Source organism: Winogradskyella eximia (genome assembly GCF_003386165.1).
Lineage (GTDB): Bacteria > Bacteroidota > Bacteroidia > Flavobacteriales > Flavobacteriaceae > Winogradskyella > Winogradskyella eximia.
Map to the genome: position 1 here is coordinate 38,706 of NZ_QRDV01000003.1, position 21,195 is coordinate 59,900.

14 protein-coding genes are annotated in these 21,195 nt (G+C 33.2%); 2 read left to right on the forward strand and 12 right to left on the reverse strand.

Annotated elements, in window-relative coordinates:
• Positions 1-3 precede the first annotated feature (3 nt).
• Positions 4-585: a Holliday junction branch migration protein RuvA gene (gene ruvA, locus DFQ10_RS08355; protein WP_115816965.1), complete on the reverse strand. Its 582-nt coding sequence runs from the start codon at positions 583-585 to the stop codon at positions 4-6.
• Positions 586-662: 77 nt separating this feature from the next.
• Positions 663-2,945: an NADP-dependent malic enzyme gene (locus tag DFQ10_RS08360; RefSeq protein WP_115816966.1), complete on the reverse strand. Its 2,283-nt coding sequence runs from the start codon at positions 2,943-2,945 to the stop codon at positions 663-665.
• A 139-nt stretch (positions 2,946-3,084) separates the two neighbouring features.
• On the opposite strand from DFQ10_RS08360, the gene DFQ10_RS08365 reads away from it, so the two are divergent.
• Entirely contained in the window at positions 3,085-5,418 is a 2,334-nt protein-coding gene (locus DFQ10_RS08365) for a DUF5686 family protein (protein WP_181897609.1), read from the forward strand.
• Between the two features lie 2 nt (positions 5,419-5,420).
• On the opposite strand, the gene DFQ10_RS08370 is transcribed toward DFQ10_RS08365, so the two are convergent.
• The 4 genes from DFQ10_RS08370 to DFQ10_RS08385 form a co-directional block, all read right to left on the reverse strand.
• Positions 5,421-7,160 (reverse strand): alpha-amylase family protein, encoded by a 1,740-nt coding sequence (locus DFQ10_RS08370; protein ID WP_115816968.1) that lies wholly within the window; start codon positions 7,158-7,160, stop codon positions 5,421-5,423.
• A 12-nt stretch (positions 7,161-7,172) separates the two neighbouring features.
• Positions 7,173-8,111, reverse strand: coding sequence for a carbohydrate kinase family protein (locus DFQ10_RS08375; protein WP_245940658.1), 939 nt, complete (start codon positions 8,109-8,111; stop codon positions 7,173-7,175).
• Between the two features lie 14 nt (positions 8,112-8,125).
• Positions 8,126-9,460, reverse strand: a complete 1,335-nt coding sequence (locus DFQ10_RS08380) for an MFS transporter (RefSeq protein ID WP_115816969.1) — start codon at positions 9,458-9,460, stop codon at positions 8,126-8,128.
• A 147-nt stretch (positions 9,461-9,607) separates the two neighbouring features.
• Positions 9,608-12,238 (reverse strand): TonB-dependent receptor, encoded by a 2,631-nt coding sequence (locus DFQ10_RS08385; RefSeq protein ID WP_115816970.1) that lies wholly within the window; start codon positions 12,236-12,238, stop codon positions 9,608-9,610.
• 164 nt (positions 12,239-12,402) lie between these two features.
• On the opposite strand from DFQ10_RS08385, the gene DFQ10_RS08390 reads away from it, so the two are divergent.
• Positions 12,403-13,431: a LacI family DNA-binding transcriptional regulator gene (locus tag DFQ10_RS08390; protein ID WP_115816971.1), complete on the forward strand. Its 1,029-nt coding sequence runs from the start codon at positions 12,403-12,405 to the stop codon at positions 13,429-13,431.
• Here DFQ10_RS08390 and queG read toward each other — a convergent pair.
• From queG to DFQ10_RS08420, 6 genes are all read right to left on the reverse strand, one after another.
• Positions 13,428-14,354 (reverse strand): tRNA epoxyqueuosine(34) reductase QueG, encoded by a 927-nt coding sequence (gene queG, locus DFQ10_RS08395; protein WP_115816972.1) that lies wholly within the window; start codon positions 14,352-14,354, stop codon positions 13,428-13,430. The genes DFQ10_RS08390 and queG overlap by 4 nt on opposite strands.
• Positions 14,354-15,688 (reverse strand): cytochrome P450, encoded by a 1,335-nt coding sequence (locus DFQ10_RS08400; protein ID WP_115816973.1) that lies wholly within the window; start codon positions 15,686-15,688, stop codon positions 14,354-14,356. The genes queG and DFQ10_RS08400 overlap by 1 nt, the downstream gene beginning before the upstream one ends.
• Positions 15,689-15,697: 9 nt before the next feature.
• On the reverse strand, positions 15,698-16,720 hold the full coding sequence (gene ruvB / locus DFQ10_RS08405; RefSeq protein WP_115816974.1) for a Holliday junction branch migration DNA helicase RuvB: 1,023 nt from the start codon (positions 16,718-16,720) through the stop codon (positions 15,698-15,700).
• A 172-nt stretch (positions 16,721-16,892) separates the two neighbouring features.
• A complete protein-coding gene (locus tag DFQ10_RS08410) occupies positions 16,893-18,689 on the reverse strand; it encodes a cytochrome c oxidase subunit I (protein ID WP_115816975.1) in 1,797 nt (598 codons plus the stop codon).
• 35 nt (positions 18,690-18,724) lie between these two features.
• A complete protein-coding gene (locus DFQ10_RS08415; protein ID WP_115816976.1) occupies positions 18,725-19,783 on the reverse strand; it encodes a cytochrome c oxidase subunit II in 1,059 nt (352 codons plus the stop codon).
• Between the two features lie 24 nt (positions 19,784-19,807).
• Positions 19,808-21,184, reverse strand: a complete 1,377-nt coding sequence (locus tag DFQ10_RS08420; protein ID WP_115816977.1) for a quinol:cytochrome C oxidoreductase — start codon at positions 21,182-21,184, stop codon at positions 19,808-19,810.
• Positions 21,185-21,195 lie beyond the last annotated feature (11 nt).

Genomic DNA, 21,195 nt, shown 5'->3' on the forward strand with positions numbered 1-21,195 from the left:
GCATTATAAGTTTTTTAGAGCCTCTTTAATAATTTGCTCTACAAGGGCATCTGGTTGGACTTGTAAAATTCTATCGACAACTTTTTCTGATTGTTTCTTATTAAATCCTAAAACATCTAAAGCAGATAACGCTTCTTCTTTATGTGTATTGTTTGGTATTAAAGAAAGTTCGTCTATACCATATACTTTTAACACTTTATCCTTTAAATCTATGATAACACGTTGGGCTGTTTTAGCTCCAATACCTTTAACACTTTGAATTAGGCCAACATCTCCACTTGCAATACCTTCTTTTACTTGGTCTGGAGTTAATGAGGATAGCATAGTACGCGCAATATTGGCTCCGATACCACTAACTGAAATTAATAATTTAAAAATTTCGCGCTCTGTTTTAGATGAAAATCCATAAAGACTCTGCGAATCTTCTCGCACTTGAAGATACGTGTAAAGTCTTAAATGCTCTTTATCTGGAATTTGAGAATATGTATGTAACGATATGTTGATAAAATACCCAACACCATTGCAATCTATTACAACGTCAGTTGGATTTTTCTCAACAAGTTTGCCTTCTATATGTGTAATCATTTATAACGAAAAGTTAAAAAACCAAATGTAATAAAATTATTTTCATTAAAGACCTTAGATAAACACTAAGAAAATCACTATTTCTGCTGTTTACGCTCTCGTTCTTGTGCATCGATAACAGAAATTGCTGTCATATTTACAATTTCATCCACACTTGATCCTAATTGTAGAATGTGCACAGGTTTACGCATTCCCATCATAATTGGCCCAATAGATTCGGTCTTATTTAATTCTTTCAATAACTTATACGTAATATTTGCGGCATCCAAATTAGGAAAAATAAGCGTGTTCACTCTACGACCTGCTAACTTTGAAAATGGAAAAATATCTTGTAATAATTTTGAATTTAGTGCAAAATCTGTTTGTAATTCACCATCAACAATCATTTCTGGATATCCTTTATGCAAATAAGCCACAGCTTCTCTCACTTTTTCAGCTCTAGGATTTTCTGAAGAACCAAAATTAGAATAAGAAATCATTGCAGTTACAGGCTCAATACCAAACATCTTAGCCACTCTAGAAGTCATTCTTGCAATCTTCGCTAAATCTTTGGCTGTAGGGTCAATATTAATTGAGGTATCACTTAAAAACATTGGGCCACGTTGGGTCATCATAACATTAGTTGTGGCTACTCTAGTGATACCATCTGCCATACCAATTAACTCTAGCATAGGCTTTACTACCGAAGGATAATTACGAGAATAACCTGTAATAAGTGCATCTGCATCACCAACATTTACCATCATGGCTGCAAAATAATTACGCTCGCGCATTATTTTTTCTGCGGAATATATAGTCACTCCTTGGCGTTTACGTTTCTTCCAATACGCTTTAGCGTAACGATTTTTACGATCCGTTTCTTCATCCGATTTTGGGTCAATAATAGGCACATCAGCATCAAATTCAATCTCTTCCATTAAGGCAAGAATGGCTTCTTTACGACCTAATAGAATAGGATATGCTACACCTTCATCGTAAGCAATCTGTGCGGCTTTTAGCACATCAAGTTGATCTGCCTCAGCAAAAACCACACGTTTAGGATTTGTCTTAGCTCTACTTAAAAGCATGCGGACTAACTTATTGTCGTTACCCAAACGCTCTAATAAAGAATTCTTATAGCGATCCCAATCTTCAATAGGTTCTTTAGCAACTCCACTTTCCATTGCTGCTTTTGCTACAGCTGGTGGCACTTCTGCAATCAACCTTGGATCAAATGGTTTTGGAATGATATAATCTTTACCAAAAGTTAAACGTGTTTCTGCATACGCTATATTAACTTGTTCTGGCACCGGTTGTTTTGCTAATTCAGACAAGGCTTTAACCGCAGCCATTTTCATAGCTTCGTTAATTTTTGTCGCTCTCACATCTAACGCACCTCTAAAAATAAAAGGGAAACCAAGTACATTATTCACTTGATTAGGATGATCACTTCGACCAGTTGCCATAATGATATCGTCCCTAGTATCTATGGCTACTTGATAATTCACCTCAGGATTAGGATTTGCCATAGCAAACACAATAGGGTTTGCAGACATGGATAATAGCATATCTGGAGTAACAATATCTGGTTGCGATAAGCCTACAAATACATCTGCATTTTTCATGGCTTCATCTAAAGTGTCTATTCTACGATGTGTAGCAAACTCAGCTTTCTCTGGTGTTAAATTATCTCTATCATCTCTAATAACTCCTTTGCTATCGAGCATTACAATATTTTCGCGCTTAGCACCAAATGCTTGATACAATCTTGTACAAGAAATTGCGGCTGCTCCTGCTCCACTAACTACAATGTTAACCTCTTCAATATTTTTATTTGCAATTTCTAAAGCGTTAATTAATGCTGCAGCAGAAATAATCGCTGTTCCATGCTGATCATCATGCATCACAGGAATATCTAACTCTTCCTTTAAACGACGTTCAATTTCAAAAGCTTCTGGAGCCTTTATATCTTCAAGATTGATACCTCCAAATGTTGGTGCAATATTCTTTACAGTAGCTATAAATGCTTCTACATCTTCTGTATCGACCTCAATATCAAACACGTCAATATCAGCAAATATTTTAAACAACAATCCTTTACCTTCCATCACTGGTTTAGAGGCTTCTGGCCCAATATTACCCAGACCTAAAACTGCGGTTCCGTTAGAAATAACTGCCACCAAATTACCTTTGGCTGTGTATTTATATACATTATCTACGTCTTTAGCAATTTCTAAACAAGGTTCTGCAACACCAGGAGAATATGCCAAAGACAAATCGCGCTGAGAGGCATACTTTTTAGTTGGAACTACTTTTATTTTACCAGGAGTAGGCTTGGCATGATATACTAAGGCTTCTATACGTTTACTTTGTTTGCTCATAATCTGAATGGAATAAGACGCAAAGATAATGATTTTGAATCTTTGTTATAAATAACAAGTGATCTAAAAAATATTCCGATATTTAGTAACTTCTAACAGATGTAACACGATGAGGTACTTGTTTCTACTTACTTTTCTTTTGATAAATTTTGAAGCTTTTAGTCAAACTAATATAAAATTTATACTTATTGATGACACAACAGAACAGGTTATACCTTTTGCAAATGTACTTTTTAGCGAATTAGAAAATAAAGGCACGTCTACTGATATTGATGGGGTTTTTTATGTATCTAATACCGTCAAAATAATAACAATAAGCTATGTTGGTTATGAAACAAAGGAAATAAAACTAGACGAAATTAATTCTCAAATCATAAGACTTAAATCAAAATTTAGCGAATTAGATGAAGTTGTTATCGATGGAGAAAACCCAGCGCATCGTATTATTAGAAATGCAGTTGCTTATAAAGCTATTAATAATCCGGAAAATTTAGAATCTTACACTTACAAGTCTTATGATAAAATTGTTGTAGATGTAGATGATAGTAAACCAATGAATGATTCCTTAAAGGAGACTCAAACATTTTTAAAGGACTCTTACTTTTTTATAACAGAAACCATCGCTAAACACAAATATTTAAAACCACGATTTAGTGAAGATAGCATTATTGCGATAAGAACATCTGGTTTAAAAGATCCTAATTTTGCCGTTCTGGCAAATGCATTTCAGCCTTTTTCATTTTATAATGAACATATTGAACTTTTTGAAACGCCTTACCTTAATCCGATTTCTAAAGGGAGTACAAAAAAATATAAATTCAGGTTAAAAGAAGAATACCTAAAAGGTAAGGATACAGTTTTTGTTATTTCTTTTGAACCAAAGACAAATAGAAATTTTGAAGGCTTAAAGGGGTTACTTTACATCAACTCTAACAGATATGCAGTGGAAAGCGTCGATGCTTCTACATTTAACTCTGGAAAAATTGATTTTACTATTCAACAGAAATATAAATTTATAAATAATCAATATTGGTTTCCTGAACAGTTGAATTTTGTCATTATTTTGGGACAAGGTTTTGGTAGTTTTAAATATGTTGGCAAAAGTTACCTTTCTGAAATTACACCAAATGCGACATTGGAAAAGAAAGATTTTCCGTTTGTATCGCTCACATTGCCTAAAAATGTAGGTGGAAGAGATTCGAAATACTGGGATGATTACAGAAAAGATGCTTTAGACAAACGCGAACTGCGAACCTATGCACTGATTGATAGTATTGGAGACAAAATAAATCTCGATAAATATTTATCAATTCCTCAAAAGTTATTTGAAGGAAAATATCCTTTAAAATATGTTGATATAGACTTACTAAACATCGTAAGGTTTAATAAATATGAAGGCACAAGATTAGGTGCTGGTTTTTACACTAATGACGACATTCTTAAAAATGTTTCCTTAGGTGCATTTGCTGGTTATGGATTTAAAGATGATGCATGGAAATATGGAGGAGAATTAGAGATTGATGTGCCAGGAAAAAAAGATATTTCCTTTAATCTAAAATATGAAAATAGCATTAGAGAGGTTGGCACCTATTCTGGAAACAGAGTTAACAATCCATTTGTATCACGTAATATTATAGCGAGCCAAATGGATGCCATTGAATCTTACAGTATTAGAACAGACATGAAGTTATTGAGAAACATCAACTGGTTTTTGGGTTTTAATACTGCTAAAATAAATCCGTTGTACAACTACCAATTTATTCAAAATAATAATTCGGTAACTGGTTATAATAATTCTGAAGTTACCATTGGTGTTGGTTACCATGTCAATGAAAAACTAATTAATTCTTTTGGTGCTACAACTAGACTTGCTAATGACGCTCCAGTTTTAAAACTTATTTATTCTAGAGGATTAGAAGGTGCTTTTGAATCTAATTTTAGTTACAACAAACTGCGTTTTACGTTAGACCATAGTTTTATGACTAAAGGTGTTGGCCGAACAACTTATCGACTCGATTTAGGCTATATAGATACTGCATTACCTTATGGATTACTATTTACCGGAGAAGGGACTTTAGACCGACAAATACCCTTTGTGGTTAAAAATTATTTTCAAACAGTAACACCTTATGAGTTTTTATCCGATAGGTATGCACACTTATTTATTACTCATAATTTTGGAAGACTATTTAATAATAAAGGTTATTTTCAACCTGATATTTTGCTTTATAATAATGTGGGAATTGGTGATTTAGACCATAATGAATATCACCAAAATATTGAATTTAAAACTAAAAACCACTTATTTTTAGAAACAGGTTTAGAACTTCATAATTTAATAAAGGTACCATTTCAGAATTTAGGTTATTTAGGAATGGGCTTTGGTGCTTTCTATCGCTATGGTTATCACAATCTTGAGAAGTCTAGTGATAATTTTGCTCTAAAATATTCCGTTGGATTTACTTTTAAGTAGAATTAAAAACTCATAACTCTATTCTCATTTCCTTCATTATATGTTATAGTAAACTTATAAGTTTTAAGATCCCCTTGTAATTGAGCAAAATCTCCATAATTAGACCATTTGATATCTATTTCATTATCTAATGAGTTATTAATTTTTACAATTCCTGAAAATGCTTTAGAAGTATTTCTTAACCTAATGAGTTTAAGTTGATTTTTAACAATATCTGTTTTAAGTCCGTCTTCAATATCTTTTGGTGATAATGTTGTTCTATTTATTTCTTTATGACCACCTGTACCGCCTTCGTCCGCAGCTTTATAATTGTTTTTTCCAGCAAAAATATCGAGATACCATATCTGTGGAATACCAGGCATAAATAATTGAATTGCTCTTGCCAACAATAATTTTTGATCATCCTCACCTAAAGCACTAAAAAACGTTGCATTAACTTGATAATACGAGATTTTATTTCCAGACGGATCGTAAAGGTTTTTTACACGCCCACCTCGCTCTAAAACAATATTCATAACGTCCTCAATCTCATCATCCTCAAGTAATCCTTTATTATATTTACCATTAACTTCTTTTCCTTTTAAATCTAAAACAGGAATGCCGTCATGGCAACCTAACATATTAACGGTTTTGTAACCTTTATCGATGATTTCTTTAGCCCATTTTAAAATGGCTTTATTTGTACCTTTCTCTAAGGTATGAATTACTAATCCTGGCAAGAAAAAATCGTAAATTTGATATCCCTTTTTCGCAACCTCATCATGCAAGTTTAATCCGTATTCTGCGTGTATTTCTGGTAAAAGTATAAGATCATTTTTCTGCGCTATTTGGTTAATACGTTCTAAATGATTCCATGTTCCTGGTTTATTAAAAAAATTAGATTCCCCAATTTCTTTATGTAAATAAGCAAAAGCATCTAGTCTTAGAATTTTACACCCAAAGCTTTTTACTTTAGCTAGGGTTTCTTCATAAAAATCCCAAACCAATTCAGAATTTGCATTAACATCCATCTGCCCTAAATAGGTGCAATTTCTATCTACAACTTTTGATATTTCGGATTTCAAATGATTGTTTTCTCCAAAGTCAATGGTGTTTATCTTTAGATTTTCATCTATAGCCTTATTGACTTTTTCTACTATTACTACTTTGTTGACATTATTAAATTCTTTGATGTTCTCTAAATCAGCTATAGATATTTTATTATAAGTAATTTGCTGATAGAACGTATTCCAATATGGCTGTTTTGAACCATCTGGAAATGGGACTTTTAATATAGGTAAACCCGATTTTCTCATAAATAATTTATCAAGAAATTCTTTATGAGGAATTACAATTCCATCCTTATTTTTTACACCATGACCTTCCCAAAAGGTATTCCAGTTAATAAAAAAATCTTTGTATTTAGAATCGTTACCATGCTCTAATAAATCCTTAAATTGTGGTGAAGCGACTGATAAGTGGTTTAGAACAATATCAAATTTCAATAAGATATTGAGAGCTTCTAATGCTTCTAAATCTTCTTCTGAAACAAGTTCTTTGTTGAGGTTATAATCAATAACAGAAAATCCTCGATCTAAATCACTATTAAAAAATGTAGGTAACACATAGAATAAAGAAAAGGCATCTTTAAACTCTGGCATTTTAAGCATTTTAATAGTATCACTTAATTTTTGTCCTATACTATCTGGATAAGCATTAAGCATTACACCATTAAAAATCTCACGGTTATCTTTTTTATGCATGGCAGTCTCTTACTATAATAGTTTAGATAAAATATCGATATTGTCAGGCAATCTTCCTACATTTTGAAGTTTTAAAGCTGCTAATTGTAAAGCGACTTCTAAACATTCTTTTGTTGGTTTTTCTTTTATATAAGCAAACAAAAATCCTGACCAAAATGCATCACCAGCTCCAGTTGCATCCATAACATTTTCAACTTTAATTGCTGGCATCTGAATAGTTTCTTTTTCTTTTTCGGCAAGTTTAACCCCTTTGCTTCCTAATGTTAAACATATTGTATCAACACCTTCATTATGAAAAAAATCAAAGATTTCGCTATGAGGCAATGTTCTCCCAAAAAGTCGTAACATATCATCTTCGCTAATTTTAATTAAAGGATTAAATTTACAATAAGCTTTAATTATACTTAGCGCTTCTTCTTTATTTTCCCAAAGTTCATCTGCATAATTAATGTCTATACTTAATTGGCAACCTAAATTAAAGGCTTCTTCTGCCTTTTTTAAAATAGTTGTTTGCGCTGGATTTTTACTCAGTGCAAAACAAGTAGTGTGAAAAATATTTGTTACCGATAATAATTCTGTTGGAATTTGGCTTTCTGAGATACGATAATCCGCTTCTCGATAAGGTATAAAATCTGGCGTACTTTGAGTTCTCGATACAAATATGACACTAGTTGGCGTTTTATCAATTTTAAAAATCGATTCTGTATTAACACCAACTTCATTTAATCGTTCAAAAACGTATTCACCAAAGCCATCATCACCAATACTGGCTACCATTCTAGAATTTAACCCCAACCTTGCCGAATTCATGGCCACATTTGTGGGTGAACCTCCTAAATACCTGTGATAATCTCTTGTGTTGTTAATAAGAACATCTTTTTGATGCCCGATAAAATCAATCAATACCTCTCCAACACACAAGATATCTATATTTTTAATACTATTTTTCACAATAAATTTAATTCTTAATTATCAATAAGATTTTCTTGTACATAATCTTTTGGCTGCTTAAGGCGAATTGCTAATACTCCCGCAATAAGAAAAAATACTCCTCCAAATAATATCGCATTTACAGCACTATTATTTAAAAGATTCTTTACTATAGGTCCAAATGTTACAGTTTGTATTCCCATTGGAATTACTATCATCATATTTAAAATCCCCATATAAACACCTCGTCTCTCTTGAGGTACAATTTTAGAAACCATAGTATATGGAATTCCCATCATTGCCGCCCAACCAATCCCAAATAAAATCATTGGTATTAGCACTAACATTGGATCTTTTATATACGGAATTGATAACATCGCTATTCCTGTTAAGAACAGACTTAAGACATACACTTTTTTTCCACCCCATTTTAAAGCTAAAGGCACTAATGCTAATGCAAAAACTATAGTGGAAATATTATAAGTTGTATTCATTTTAGCCGCCTGACTCAATGCTTGTGATTTATTAAAACCAATACTTTCCTCAAACATTGGCGAAATAAATTGCCAATATATAAAAAGCGCATACCATTGAAATAAATAAACACCTGCCAGCTTCCACATAAATTTTGGCATATCCTTAATAGCTTCCCATATTTCTATGAAAGGAGTTTGTACACGTTGTAAAAAAGGTAAGGCTTTGTGTTTTTTAATTTCTTCTAACTCTTCAGCTTGTGGAGGAATTTCTGGTGTTTTTAAAACTGACCAAAGTATGGTAATCACGGATAAAATTGCACCTATAAAAAATGAATAGTATAACCAATTAGGAATAGATTTTACCGTTTCATCAACAATTTCTTGTCCTCCAAACCAATCTTGAAAAAGAAAAATAGAAGCATTGGCTAAAACGATACCAGCACCAACAAATAAACTTTGCATCTGATATCCAAAACTTAATTGCTTAGTTGGTAATTTATCTCCAACAAAAGCTCTATAAGGCTCCATTGCCATATTATTACCAACATCTAAAATCCATAATAAACCAACTGCAAACCATAATGTTGGACTATAAGGAAAAGCAAACAAACACAAACTACCTATAAGCGCACCTATTAAGAAAAAGGGTTTTCTTCTTCCCCAACGTGGCGACCATGTCTTATCTGAAATTGCACCAATTATAGGTTGTACAATTAAACCTGTTACAGGTCCTGCTAAGTTTAATAAAGGCAAATCTTCTGGCAGTGCTCCTAAAAAAGAAAAAATAGGATTAACTGCTGTTTGTTGCAAACCAAAACTGAACTGAATTCCAAGGAATCCTACATTCATATTAAAAATTTGCCAGAAACTTAAACGTGGTTTTTTCTTTAACATTAGCCTTACTTTATTTAAATGTATTATTTACTTAATTTCAAAATGAACCGTTTTAAGAAAAAAAGAGTCAGTGATAAAATATCAACACCAACTCTTTTACCAATCAATCAATCTTAAAAATTAACTTACTCAAATATTAATACTTAATTAAAATTTATATTGAAGAGACAATGTAGAAGAACGACCACTAATTGACCTCGCTCTTACTAAACGATTATTACCGTATGCACCATCCCCATTTCCTTCAACCTCTGTAATACCAACGGTATCAAATAAGTTGTTTACACTTAACACTAAAGATAAACCTTCTGTTAAACCAGCTCTACCGATTAAATTAAAATATGCATATCCTGGCATAACTAAATCATTATCATCTTGAGCGTAAGACTTTGAGGTACCTAATACACTTAAACCTACAGAGTGCTTACTATTATTACCAAAATTATATGACGGTGCTAAATTATAAACAAAGTCTGCCTGTCTTCTTGGAGTATTGCCTTTGTTATCTCCACCATCAATTTCAGCTTTAGTCCAAGTTAAAGAACCATTGACAGAAAAATTATTACCAAAAGCTAAAGCTGTTTCTGCTTCAATACCTATGGCTTTAAATGGATTACCTACTTCTCTATTTAATTCATTACTTAATCCTTCTTCTGTTTTACTCATAAAACCTGTTAGATTAAGTACTCCATTTTTAAGTCTTTTCTTATAACCTGCTTCAAATTGTGACAATTCATCAAATTGAACGTCTGCTTTACCATCTGTACCATAACTGTTTCGATCTGCTGCTCTACCTGACGCACCTGAACTATATCTTGCAAATACGGCCGAACCATCATTAATTTTATAATTTAAACCCGCAGAATATGAAACAAAATTATAATCATCATTAATAATTTGACCGTCTGCACCTGATATAATTGGTACAACTTGCTCAATACCTTGTATTATACCATCCCCATTATAATCATACTCGTCTTGGCTTGTTGGTCCAGCTGCTATGTTACCATTTACTTTAACGTTCTCAAAACGTACACTTCCATCAAAATTTAATTTATCAGTAATATCAGCATCAACACCAACGTAAGGAGAGTTTACTGTATGTACTGTATTGTATTTACGTTGACAACAGTTACCCCAAACCGGAGTACCGTAAGAAAATTGGCCGTTTCTTGAAAAACCATCAAAATCAGCTAGTCTAGCTTCTCCGCCTCCCTTAACCTCAGAAAGAAAAGAGCTCCATTGCCATCCAATTTTAGTGTTTTGAGTGGCCGTAAATAAACCAGCAGTAACACCAACGTTATCACCAAGCTTTTTAGACACTTTTACATCACTAAAAAAATTACTTAAATCTTCTACTGTTACATCAAACATATGAATAATTTGAGCCAAATCATTTGAAGGATTAAAAGCTTCTCTAGCACCATCTGCATAAACTAATGGTTCAGCACCAGCTCCTGCAGCATCTCTTGCCATTGCTTCAATTTCAGCAACTGTACCAACAGCAGCAGTAAATGGGGCAACCCATTGTCCGCTATTGCTAGAGTATCTTGCTTTTCCTGATAATTTCCAATCGTTAGGTAAACCAAATGAAAATTCAGCTCCTAAAGATTTTGAGATTGGGTTATTACCATTTCTAACATCATTCGTGTGATTTTCCCCAGTAAAAGGAGATGTACCAGCGCTTTGTTGCAAATATGCTGAATGTGCAGAATCTGAAGTAATATCAAATCCTGGAAGATTAGAAAAAGTAGGATCATCATTACCACCTTCTAATAACATTGGCATTGGTAAATACATTACTGACTTGTCATTTAAAAATTTCGCATAAACACGCACATAACCACTGTCAAATCTTTTTGTAATATTTGCTTTAAACTGACCACCTTTGTTTCCTTGGTATCCAATTTCTCTTGGCCCTTCACCATTTCTCATAAAACCACCTAGATGATAAGAAAGTCCATTACCTAATGGCATTCCGTATTCAAAATCTAATCTACTAGTTTGATAATCTAAACCAAATGTAGTCGCTATTGAACCGCCTTCAGTAGTACCTGTTTTACTAATCATATTAATGATACCTGCTGGACCATTAGATGTTTGTGTAGATGCTGAACCACCTCTTATAGCTTCAACTCTACCAATGTTAGAGTCAATTCTTAAAAAGTTATCAGAATTTCCAAAAGACGTATCACCAAATAAATTTAATGGCAAGCCATCTTCTTGAATTTGAAAATATCTTGACCCTCCAGAAGAAACTGGAACTCCACGAACATTAAAGTTAGCGTTTCCTTCACCACCCGAAGATTCTGCACGTATACCTGGAATATTTCTAAAAAGCTCACCTGCACTTCTTGGTGCTGCTTGCTCTATAAGTTTAGCATCCATTGTAGAGACAGATACACTTGATTCTAATTTAGATTTAGGGTTTACAACTCCTGTTATTACCACTTGATCTAAAGATTCAGAATCTTCTGCCATTATAACATCTACAGTAACATCAGCACCATCTATAGTGACTTCTTTTTTAAATGTTGCAAAACCGAGATACGAAGCTACTAAAGTATAAGTTCCGTTTTCAATATTTGTAATTACATAATTACCATCAAAATCAGAAACAGCACCTTTAGTTGTACCTTCTATAATTACATTAACACCTAATAAAGGCATACCTTCTGTATCCTTTACACTACCAGAGACACTACTTTGTGCAGATACCATGACAGTAATCATGGTAAAAAGTAAAAGTAAACTCCACTTGTTTTTAATTGATTTCATTTTTTGTTGTTGTTTAATTAGTATTATTATCGTTGATTATTTATCGAATTTACATTTAAGATGCTAAAAAAATGAAAAATTCATATCGAAAACGTTTTCGATTTAACGAAAACGTTTTCGATTTCAAACTTTCTTCATATTTTTAGCATCTTAAATTAAACAAAATGAATCCTGTAACATTAAAACAAATAGCCGAAACTCTTGATATTTCTATCGCAACCGTTTCTAAAGCTTTAAAAGATTATCCAGATGTAAGTAAGAAAACGAAACTATTAGTTAAAGAAACAGCGGAACTTCTGAATTACAAGCCCAATGCATTTGCTGTTAATCTCAGAACTAAGGAATCAAAAACTATCGGTCTTATAATTCCGGAAGTCGTACATCATTTTTTTTCAAGTGTTATAAAAGGAATCATTGCTAGGGCTGAAAAAAAAGGATATTTGGTTATTATTCTGCAGTCAAGTGAATCTTACGAAATGGAAAAAAAGCAGTTAGATTTATTGTTAAGTAAGAGAGTAGACGGCATTCTTATGTCCCTAGCTAATGGTACGGCTAATTTTAAACATCTTGATGATTTAATATCCCAAGAAGTACCTCTTGTAATGTTTGATAAAATTGCCAAAATAGTAAATTGCTCAAAAGTTATAATTAATGATAGGATGGCTGCGTACACGGCAACTAAATATTTAATTGATTCTGGCTGTAAACGCATAGCACATTTTAGAGGACCTCTATTGCCTCAAAATTCAATAGATAGGTTTCTGGGTTATAAAAAAGCATTATCAGATAACAATATCCCGTATGATCCTTCTCTAGTTTATATTTGCGAATGTGGCGAAAGGAGTTTTGAAGAAGGAAAGGAAAATGCGCATAAATTATTAGAGGATCATAATGATGTCGATGGCATTTTTATTAATACAGATTTGGTAGCCATTGGAGCTATAACAGAATTTCATAGAATTGGTGTTAAAATTCCTGAGGATATATCGATTGTTGGTTTTAGTAATTGGTTCATGTCTTCAGTAATATCTCCAACATTGACTACAATTGATCAACCAGGTTATGAAATGGGTAAGGAAGCCTTCAAACTTTTATATAAAGAAATTAAAAGACGAAAGGAAAATTTACCAATAAAATTTAAAACCGTAGAGTTAGAAACAAAACTCATTAAAAGAGCATCAACTAGAAATTAAGGTTTTAAAAACTCAATATTCCTCTCTAAACCAGAAAATTTAGTCCGTTTAACAGCCGACTTCTGAAACACTTTTTTAAACGTATCTTCAGTAATTTCTTCCCAATCCTTTTTGGACATATCCAACAATTCAGGATGCGGATTAAATAAGGGTTCTTTATGTGGTTTAGAAAATCGATTCCAAGGGCAAACGTCTTGGCAGATATCGCAACCAAACATCCAGTCGTTAAATTGACCTTTAAATTCTGTTGGAATGTTTTCTTTGAGTTCAATAGTAAAATACGAGATACACTTACTACCATCTACCACATAAGGTTCTGTAATGGCTTCGGTTGGGCAGGCGTCAATACATTTTGTACATGTGCCGCAATGATCTGTTGTGGCGTAATCGTATTCTAACTCTAAATCGATGATTAATTCGGCTATAAAATAAAACGAACCGACTTGTTGCGTTAATAAATTAGAGTGCTTTCCTATCCATCCCAAACCCGATTTTGCTGCCCAAGCTTTATCCAGCACTGGTGCGGAATCAACAAAGGCGCGTCCACCAACCTCGCCTATTTCTTCTTGAATAAAATACAACAATGATTTTAGCTTATTTTTTATCACATGATGGTAGTCATTACCATAAGCGTATTTAGACAATTTATATGAATCGTCCGTTTGAGTTTCTGATGGGAAATAATTCAACAATAAAGACACCACACTTTTTGAACCTTCAACTAATAAGGTTGGATCTAAACGTTTATCGAAATGGTTTTCCATGTAACGCATTTCACCATTCATGTTCTTATTTAGCCAAGTTTCTAATCGTGGTGCTTCTGCTTCTAGAAATTCAGCCTTACTAATACCACAAGACAAAAAACCAAGGCGTTTTGCTTCAGCTTTAATGATTTTACTGTATTTGGAAGTGTTGTTTATCACTAATTTCTTTTTTCAAACTTTAAAAATGCATTCTTTGGTTTTAAAGTAATCAAAGGAGTAATATCTATGGTGTTAAACTCAGGATGCATTTTATAGTTTGAAACTAACTCTGAAACGGCAATGATCATTTCGAACATCGCAAAATTATTTCCAATACATTTTCGTGGGCCAGCTCCAAAAGGAAAATATTGTGATGAGAATTTACGACCACCTTCATTAAAACGCTCTGGTAAAAATTCATTAGGTTGGTCCCATAGTTTAGGGTGACGATGTATTTCGTATACCGAAAATAATAAGTTAGATCCGGCTTCAAAATCCATCCCATTAAAAGTATCTGGTGCCTTATTTACACGATCTATAAAATACGCTGGAGGATACAATCGCATAGCTTCTTCTAAAACCTGCTGGCAAACTTTAGACTTTGTTACCAAATCCATTAAGTCATCGCTTTCACTTTTTAATGCCAGACGTTCTTCATAAATTTTATCTTGCCATTCTGGATGCAATGCTAATAATTGCATCGTAATTGTAAGTGCATTTGATGTGGTTTCGTGTCCTGCTGTAAATAGAATCAAGATTTCATCAATGAGCTGTTCTTCTTCCATAGCATTGCCATCGTCATACCTAGCCTCTAAAAGCATATCTAACAAATCATCTGCTTTTATGTTTGAAGCCCTTCGTTCGTTAACAATGCGTTTTAATATTTGACGTGCTTCGTTGGTGAGTTCGATATGTTTTTCAATTTCACCACTCAAATTAAACCACCAACCCAAATATGGTTGACGTAATTCTTTTACCAACATTTTTTGAGCCTGTTCTGTAATATATTGAAGGCGATTAATATCTTCTTGATTTGCGGCACTGCTAAACAAGGATTTCACCACCGTTTGAAATGCCAAATCGTTTAAAATAGGAAAGATATCTATCACTTCATTCGATGTGATTTTTCCGTATTCTAAAAGAATTGCATTTTTAATACTTTCTAAAAGATTTGCTAATTGCTTTTTATGAAAAGCGGGTTGAATGAGTTTACGCTGTTTTTTCCAATGTTCTCCTTCTGAGGTAAGCAAGCCTTTACCAACATACTTCACTAAATCTTCCGTTTGTATCTTAGACTTGGTATAGTTCTTCTGATTCTTTTGAAGAACATATTCGGCAAATGCGGCATCACGAATAAAAACAACGCTATTTTTAAATCCAATTTTTAACTTGAAAACATCTCCTTGCTCCTCAAAATTTTTATGATGAAATGGCAGAGGATTTTTTAGAATTTCTAATGAATGTTTAATAAATCGGCTTAAAGGAACCGTGGGTATATTTTGTTTTAGACTCATATGCTTAAGTTAAAACAAACCTCCTTGGGTTGGTCCTTTTATTTTGCCCAAATGTTTATACGCTTGTTCTGTAACCTCACGTCCACGAGGAGTCCGCATAATGAAGCCTTGTTGAATTAAAAAAGGTTCATAAACCTCTTCTATGGTTTCTGTACTTTCACTAACGGCCGTTGCAATAGTACTAATACCAACAGGTCCTCCTTTAAACTTATCGATGATAGTGGTTAGGATTTTATTATCCATTTCATCCAAGCCATAGGCATCTACATTAAGTGCCTTTAATGCGAATTTGGCGATGACAATATCAATTTTACCGTTCCCTTTTATTTGCGCAAAATCTCTAACACGTCGTAATAAAGCATTAGCAATACGAGGTGTACCTCTACTTCTACCCGCAATCTCTATAGCTGCTTCCATAGAAATTGGCATATTTAATATGGACGCACTACGCTGCACTATGGTGGTTAATAATTCGGTTTTATAATATTGTAAACGACTTTGAATTCCAAAACGAGCTCTCATAGGAGCTGTAAGCAATCCTGAACGCGTAGTGGCACCAATTAATGTAAATGGATTTAAGTTAAGTTGAACTGTCCTAGCATTTGGACCAGATTCAATCATTATATCAATCTTATAATCCTCCATAGCAGAATACAAGTATTCTTCTACAATAGGACTTAAACGATGAATTTCATCAATAAAAAGGACATCACGTTCATCAAGATTAGTAAGTAAACCAGCTAGGTCTCCTGGTTTGTCTAAAACTGGTCCTGATGTTACTTTAATACCAACTTCTAACTCATTAGCTAAAATATGAGCTAACGTTGTTTTTCCCAAACCCGGAGGTCCATGAAATAACGTATGATCTAGAGCTTCTGATCTTAAGTTGGCAGCTTGAACAAAAACGAGTAAATTTTCTAATACCTGATCTTGACCTGTAAAATCTTGGAATGTTAAAGGTCTTAATTTCTTTTCAACATCGATTTCTTCAGGTGTGAAATTATCGTTATTTGGATTTAGATTTTCGTTCATATTACTTCCTACAAAAGCAGGAATATTATTAGATTATTATAAAGATTCCGAATACAATTCAGAATGACAAACAAGTCAAAACAAATATAATGAAAAAGCCTTTCAGTATAAGTGAAAGGCTTTGTTATTGTGTGTCTCTATTATGAGATCCCTTTTTTAAAAGGCATATTATTTAGTGTTGTAATTCCTCTTCACCTTCTTTTAAAGGTACATTTTGTGGCACAAAATCTACATCATGTCCTGGTTTACTATAGTCATAAGACCAACGGTAAACATGAGGAATAGCACCTGGCCAGTTACCATGTATGTGCTTAACAGGAGTCGTCCATTCTAATGTTGTAGATCTCCAAGGGTTTTGTTCTGCTTTCTTTCCAAAGAACATACTAGAAAAGAAGTTGTATAAATATACAATCTGTGCAATACCACCTACAATAGCAAATAAAGTAATGATAACATTTGCATTTGCTAAATCGTCAAATAATGGAAAGTTAGAATTGGTATAATAACGTCTTGGTAAACCTGCCATACCTATAAAGTGCATTGGAAAAAATACTCCATAAGCACAAATAGCAGTTATCCAGAAATGTAAATAACCTAAATTCTTATTCATCATACGACCAAACATTTTAGGATACCAATGATAAATCCCTGCAAACATACCGTAAAGAGCAGATATACCCATTACTAAGTGGAAGTGTGCAATTACAAAATAAGTATCGTGAACATTGATATCTAAAGCACTATCACCTAAGATAATTCCTGTTAAACCACCTGTAATAAAGGTAGACACAAAACCAATTGAAAATAGCATTGCCGGATTCATTTGCAGATTTCCTTTCCAAATGGTCGTTATCCAGTTGAAGGCTTTAACCGCAGAAGGAATTGCAATCAATAATGTTGTAAATGTAAATACAGATCCTAAAAATGGATTCATACCTGAAATAAACATATGGTGACCCCAAACTATCGTAGATAAAAATGCAATCGCTAAAATAGAAGCAATCATTGCACGATATCCAAAGATTGGCTTACGAGAGTTTGATGCCATTATCTCAGACACTAATCCCATTGCAGGTAAGATTACAATATATACTTCAGGGTGACCTAAGAACCAAAATAAGTGCTCAAATAACACTGGTGATCCACCTTGATAGTGTAATACTTCGCCTTGAATAAATATATCTGATAAGAAGAATGATGTTCCAAAACTTCTATCCATAATTAATAATAACGCCGCAGACAATAATACTGGGAATGAAACCACACCAATAACCGCTGTTACAAAGAATGCCCATATAGTAAGTGGCAATCTTGTCATAGACATACCTTTAGTACGTAAATTAATTACGGTGACAATGTAATTTAACGAACCTAATAAAGACGATGCAATAAATATTGCCATAGAAACCAACCACATGGTCATACCTAAACCTGAACCTCCTGATGCCATTGGCAATGCAGATAATGGTGGATAAATTGTCCAACCTGCTGCTGCTGGTCCAGCCTCAACAAATAAAGAGCAAACCATTATAACACTAGATAAAAAGAATAACCAATAAGAAACCATATTAAGGAATCCTGAAGCCATATCTCTTGCTCCAATTTGCAATGGAATTAATAGATTACTAAACGTACCACTTAATCCTGCAGTTAGTACAAAGAATACCATTATTGTACCATGAATTGTTACTAAAGCCAAATAAATATCAGCGTCCATAACACCATCTGGTGCCCATTTACCTAATAAAGCCTCAAATAAAAGATTAGGCTTCTCTGGCCAAGCGATTTGCATACGAAACATTATAGACATTAAAACACCTATAACTCCCATTATAGTACCTGTTATTAAGTACTGCTTTGCGATCATTTTATGATCTATACTAAATATGTATTTAGTAATAAAAGTTTCTTTATGATGATGTACGTCGTGATCTTCTTCGTGACCGTGTGTATCTATAGTTGCTGACATAATCTATAATTATCTATTTCTTAAAAAAAATTATATTAATTTAATGAATTTGGAAAGGTTTTCTGCTCTTTCATCCATGCATCAAACTCCTCTTGTGTTTCAACAATAATCTTCATCTGCATATTGTAGTGGGAAGTCCCACAGATTTTATTACATAGTAATAAGTAGTCAAACTCGTAAATTAACTCTTGCCCAGATTCTTCAATCTCAGCTTTTCGTTCTAATCTCAGAGTATTAATATTTTTCACCTTCTCAACCATGTCTGCATTTTCGCGCATATCTGCCGTTGTAATTGTTGGTGTAAACCCAAATTGAGTAACCATACCAGGTACACAATTCATCTGTGCTCTAAAATGTGGCATATAAGCAGAGTGTAATACATCTTGAGAACGCATTTTAAATACTACTGGTTGTCCTACAGGTAAGTGAAGTTCTGTTACAATAACATCATCCTGAGCATTAGGATCATCCTCATCAACACCTAATACGTTAGCACGATCTATATCAATTAATCTAACGTTAGCTTTACCTAAAACATTGTCAGCACCACTGTAACGTGCTTTCCAGTTAAACTGTTGCGCATATAACTCTATTACCATTGGATCTTCATCTTCATCGATATTCATAATATCATTCCAAGTAAAGAGACCATAAATAATTAAACCAGCCAAAACAATTACTGGTATTACCGTCCAGATAAACTCTAAAGTTGTGTTATCTGCATAGAATAATGCTTTTTTACCCTTTTCTCCTCTGTATTTGTAAGCAAAATAATGAAGGACAAACTGAGTTAGTGTTTGCACTATAAAAATAACTACCATAGAGATAATCATAAGATTGTCTACTTCAACACCATGTTCTGATGCAGAATTAGACATTAATGGCAAATCACCTAAATACCAAAAGCTTAAAATTGTTATTACATAGATAAAAATTAAAAATCCTATCATTAAATAACCATTGATTTTGTTATCATGGTCATCAGCAACTTGACTAGTGGTTGTGCCCACTTGAGCCAAATCAAAAATCTTTACCATTTGCCATAAGGCAACAGCAACAAAGAGTACAATTATAATCGTTAATAAAGCAGTCATTATAGTTTCTGTTCTTTTTTTATATTAATAATGGAAATGTTTACTTTCCTCAATGAATGGACTTCTTTTTGCCAATAATGGATGTTTGCTAAGCGCTGTAAAAACTACAAGCAAAAATATACCACCAAATAATAAAATTGATCCAATCTCAGGAATTCCAATAAACCATCTATCACCTACAGTTGCAGGCATAATCATATTGAAAATATCTACATAATGACCACAAAGTATTACAACTCCTGCCATTATTACAAACCAGTTTACACGTTTGAAATCACTGTTCATTAATAATAATAGTGGGAATATAAAATTCATAGCTATCATACCAAAGAACGGTAAATTATAATCCTCTATTCGTGTTATAAAATATGTTACTTCTTCTGGAATATTAGAATACCAAATTAACATAAATTGAGAAAACCATAGGTATGTCCAGAATACACTGAAACCAAACATAAATTTAGCCAAATCATGAATATGACTGTCATTTACATGTTCTAATAAACCTTTAGACTTTAAATATATAGCAATCATTGCAATAACAGTTATACCGCAAACAAGCATACCAGCTAATAAATACCATCCAAATAATGTACTAAACCAGTGTGGATCTACACTCATAATCCAGTCCCAAGACATCATAGATTCAGTATACATAAAGAATACCAAGAATCCTGCTGAAATTCTAAAGTTCTTTTTAAAATTACGGTTATCATTTGCATTATCTTGAGCCAAAGAAAATTTTCTTGAGAAATAACGGTATAGTGACCAACCTGCTAAGAAAATAAAACCTCTTATAAAAAATCCAGGTTTATTTAACCATCCTGATTTTCCTGCTACTAATGCATCATAATTTTCACTACCTTCAGTAGTCATACCATCTGTTAACCATACAAATAAATGGCTATCAGCAAAAAACGCAATCAATAATACAATGATACCTCCTGGTAAAACATAATACGTAATACCTTCCATCACTCTAAATAATACTGGAGACCATCCTGCTTGAGAAACATATTGTACGGCATAAAAAGCCAATACACCTAAAGCAATCATAAAGAAAAAGAAAGCCGCTATATATAATGCAGACCATGGTCTATTATGTATTTGATGTAATACATGCTCTTCATGACTCATTCCATGACCTTCCTCAGCATGAGAAGTTCCATGAGCTTCTTCACCATGATTATCTTCTACATGTAAAGCAGTTTCTCCATGAGAGTCAGTATAAGCTTCTTCAGCGTGAGCATCATCATGATGATCTTCGTTTGCTAGAAATTCAGTTATATTATCTTCATTGACACTATTTGCATCCATAAAGCCGTAACCAACACCTAATAGTCCTAAAACTATTAAAACGAAAGCTCCTATTCTTAAACGATTTGAAATTTTATATTCCATTTATATAATCT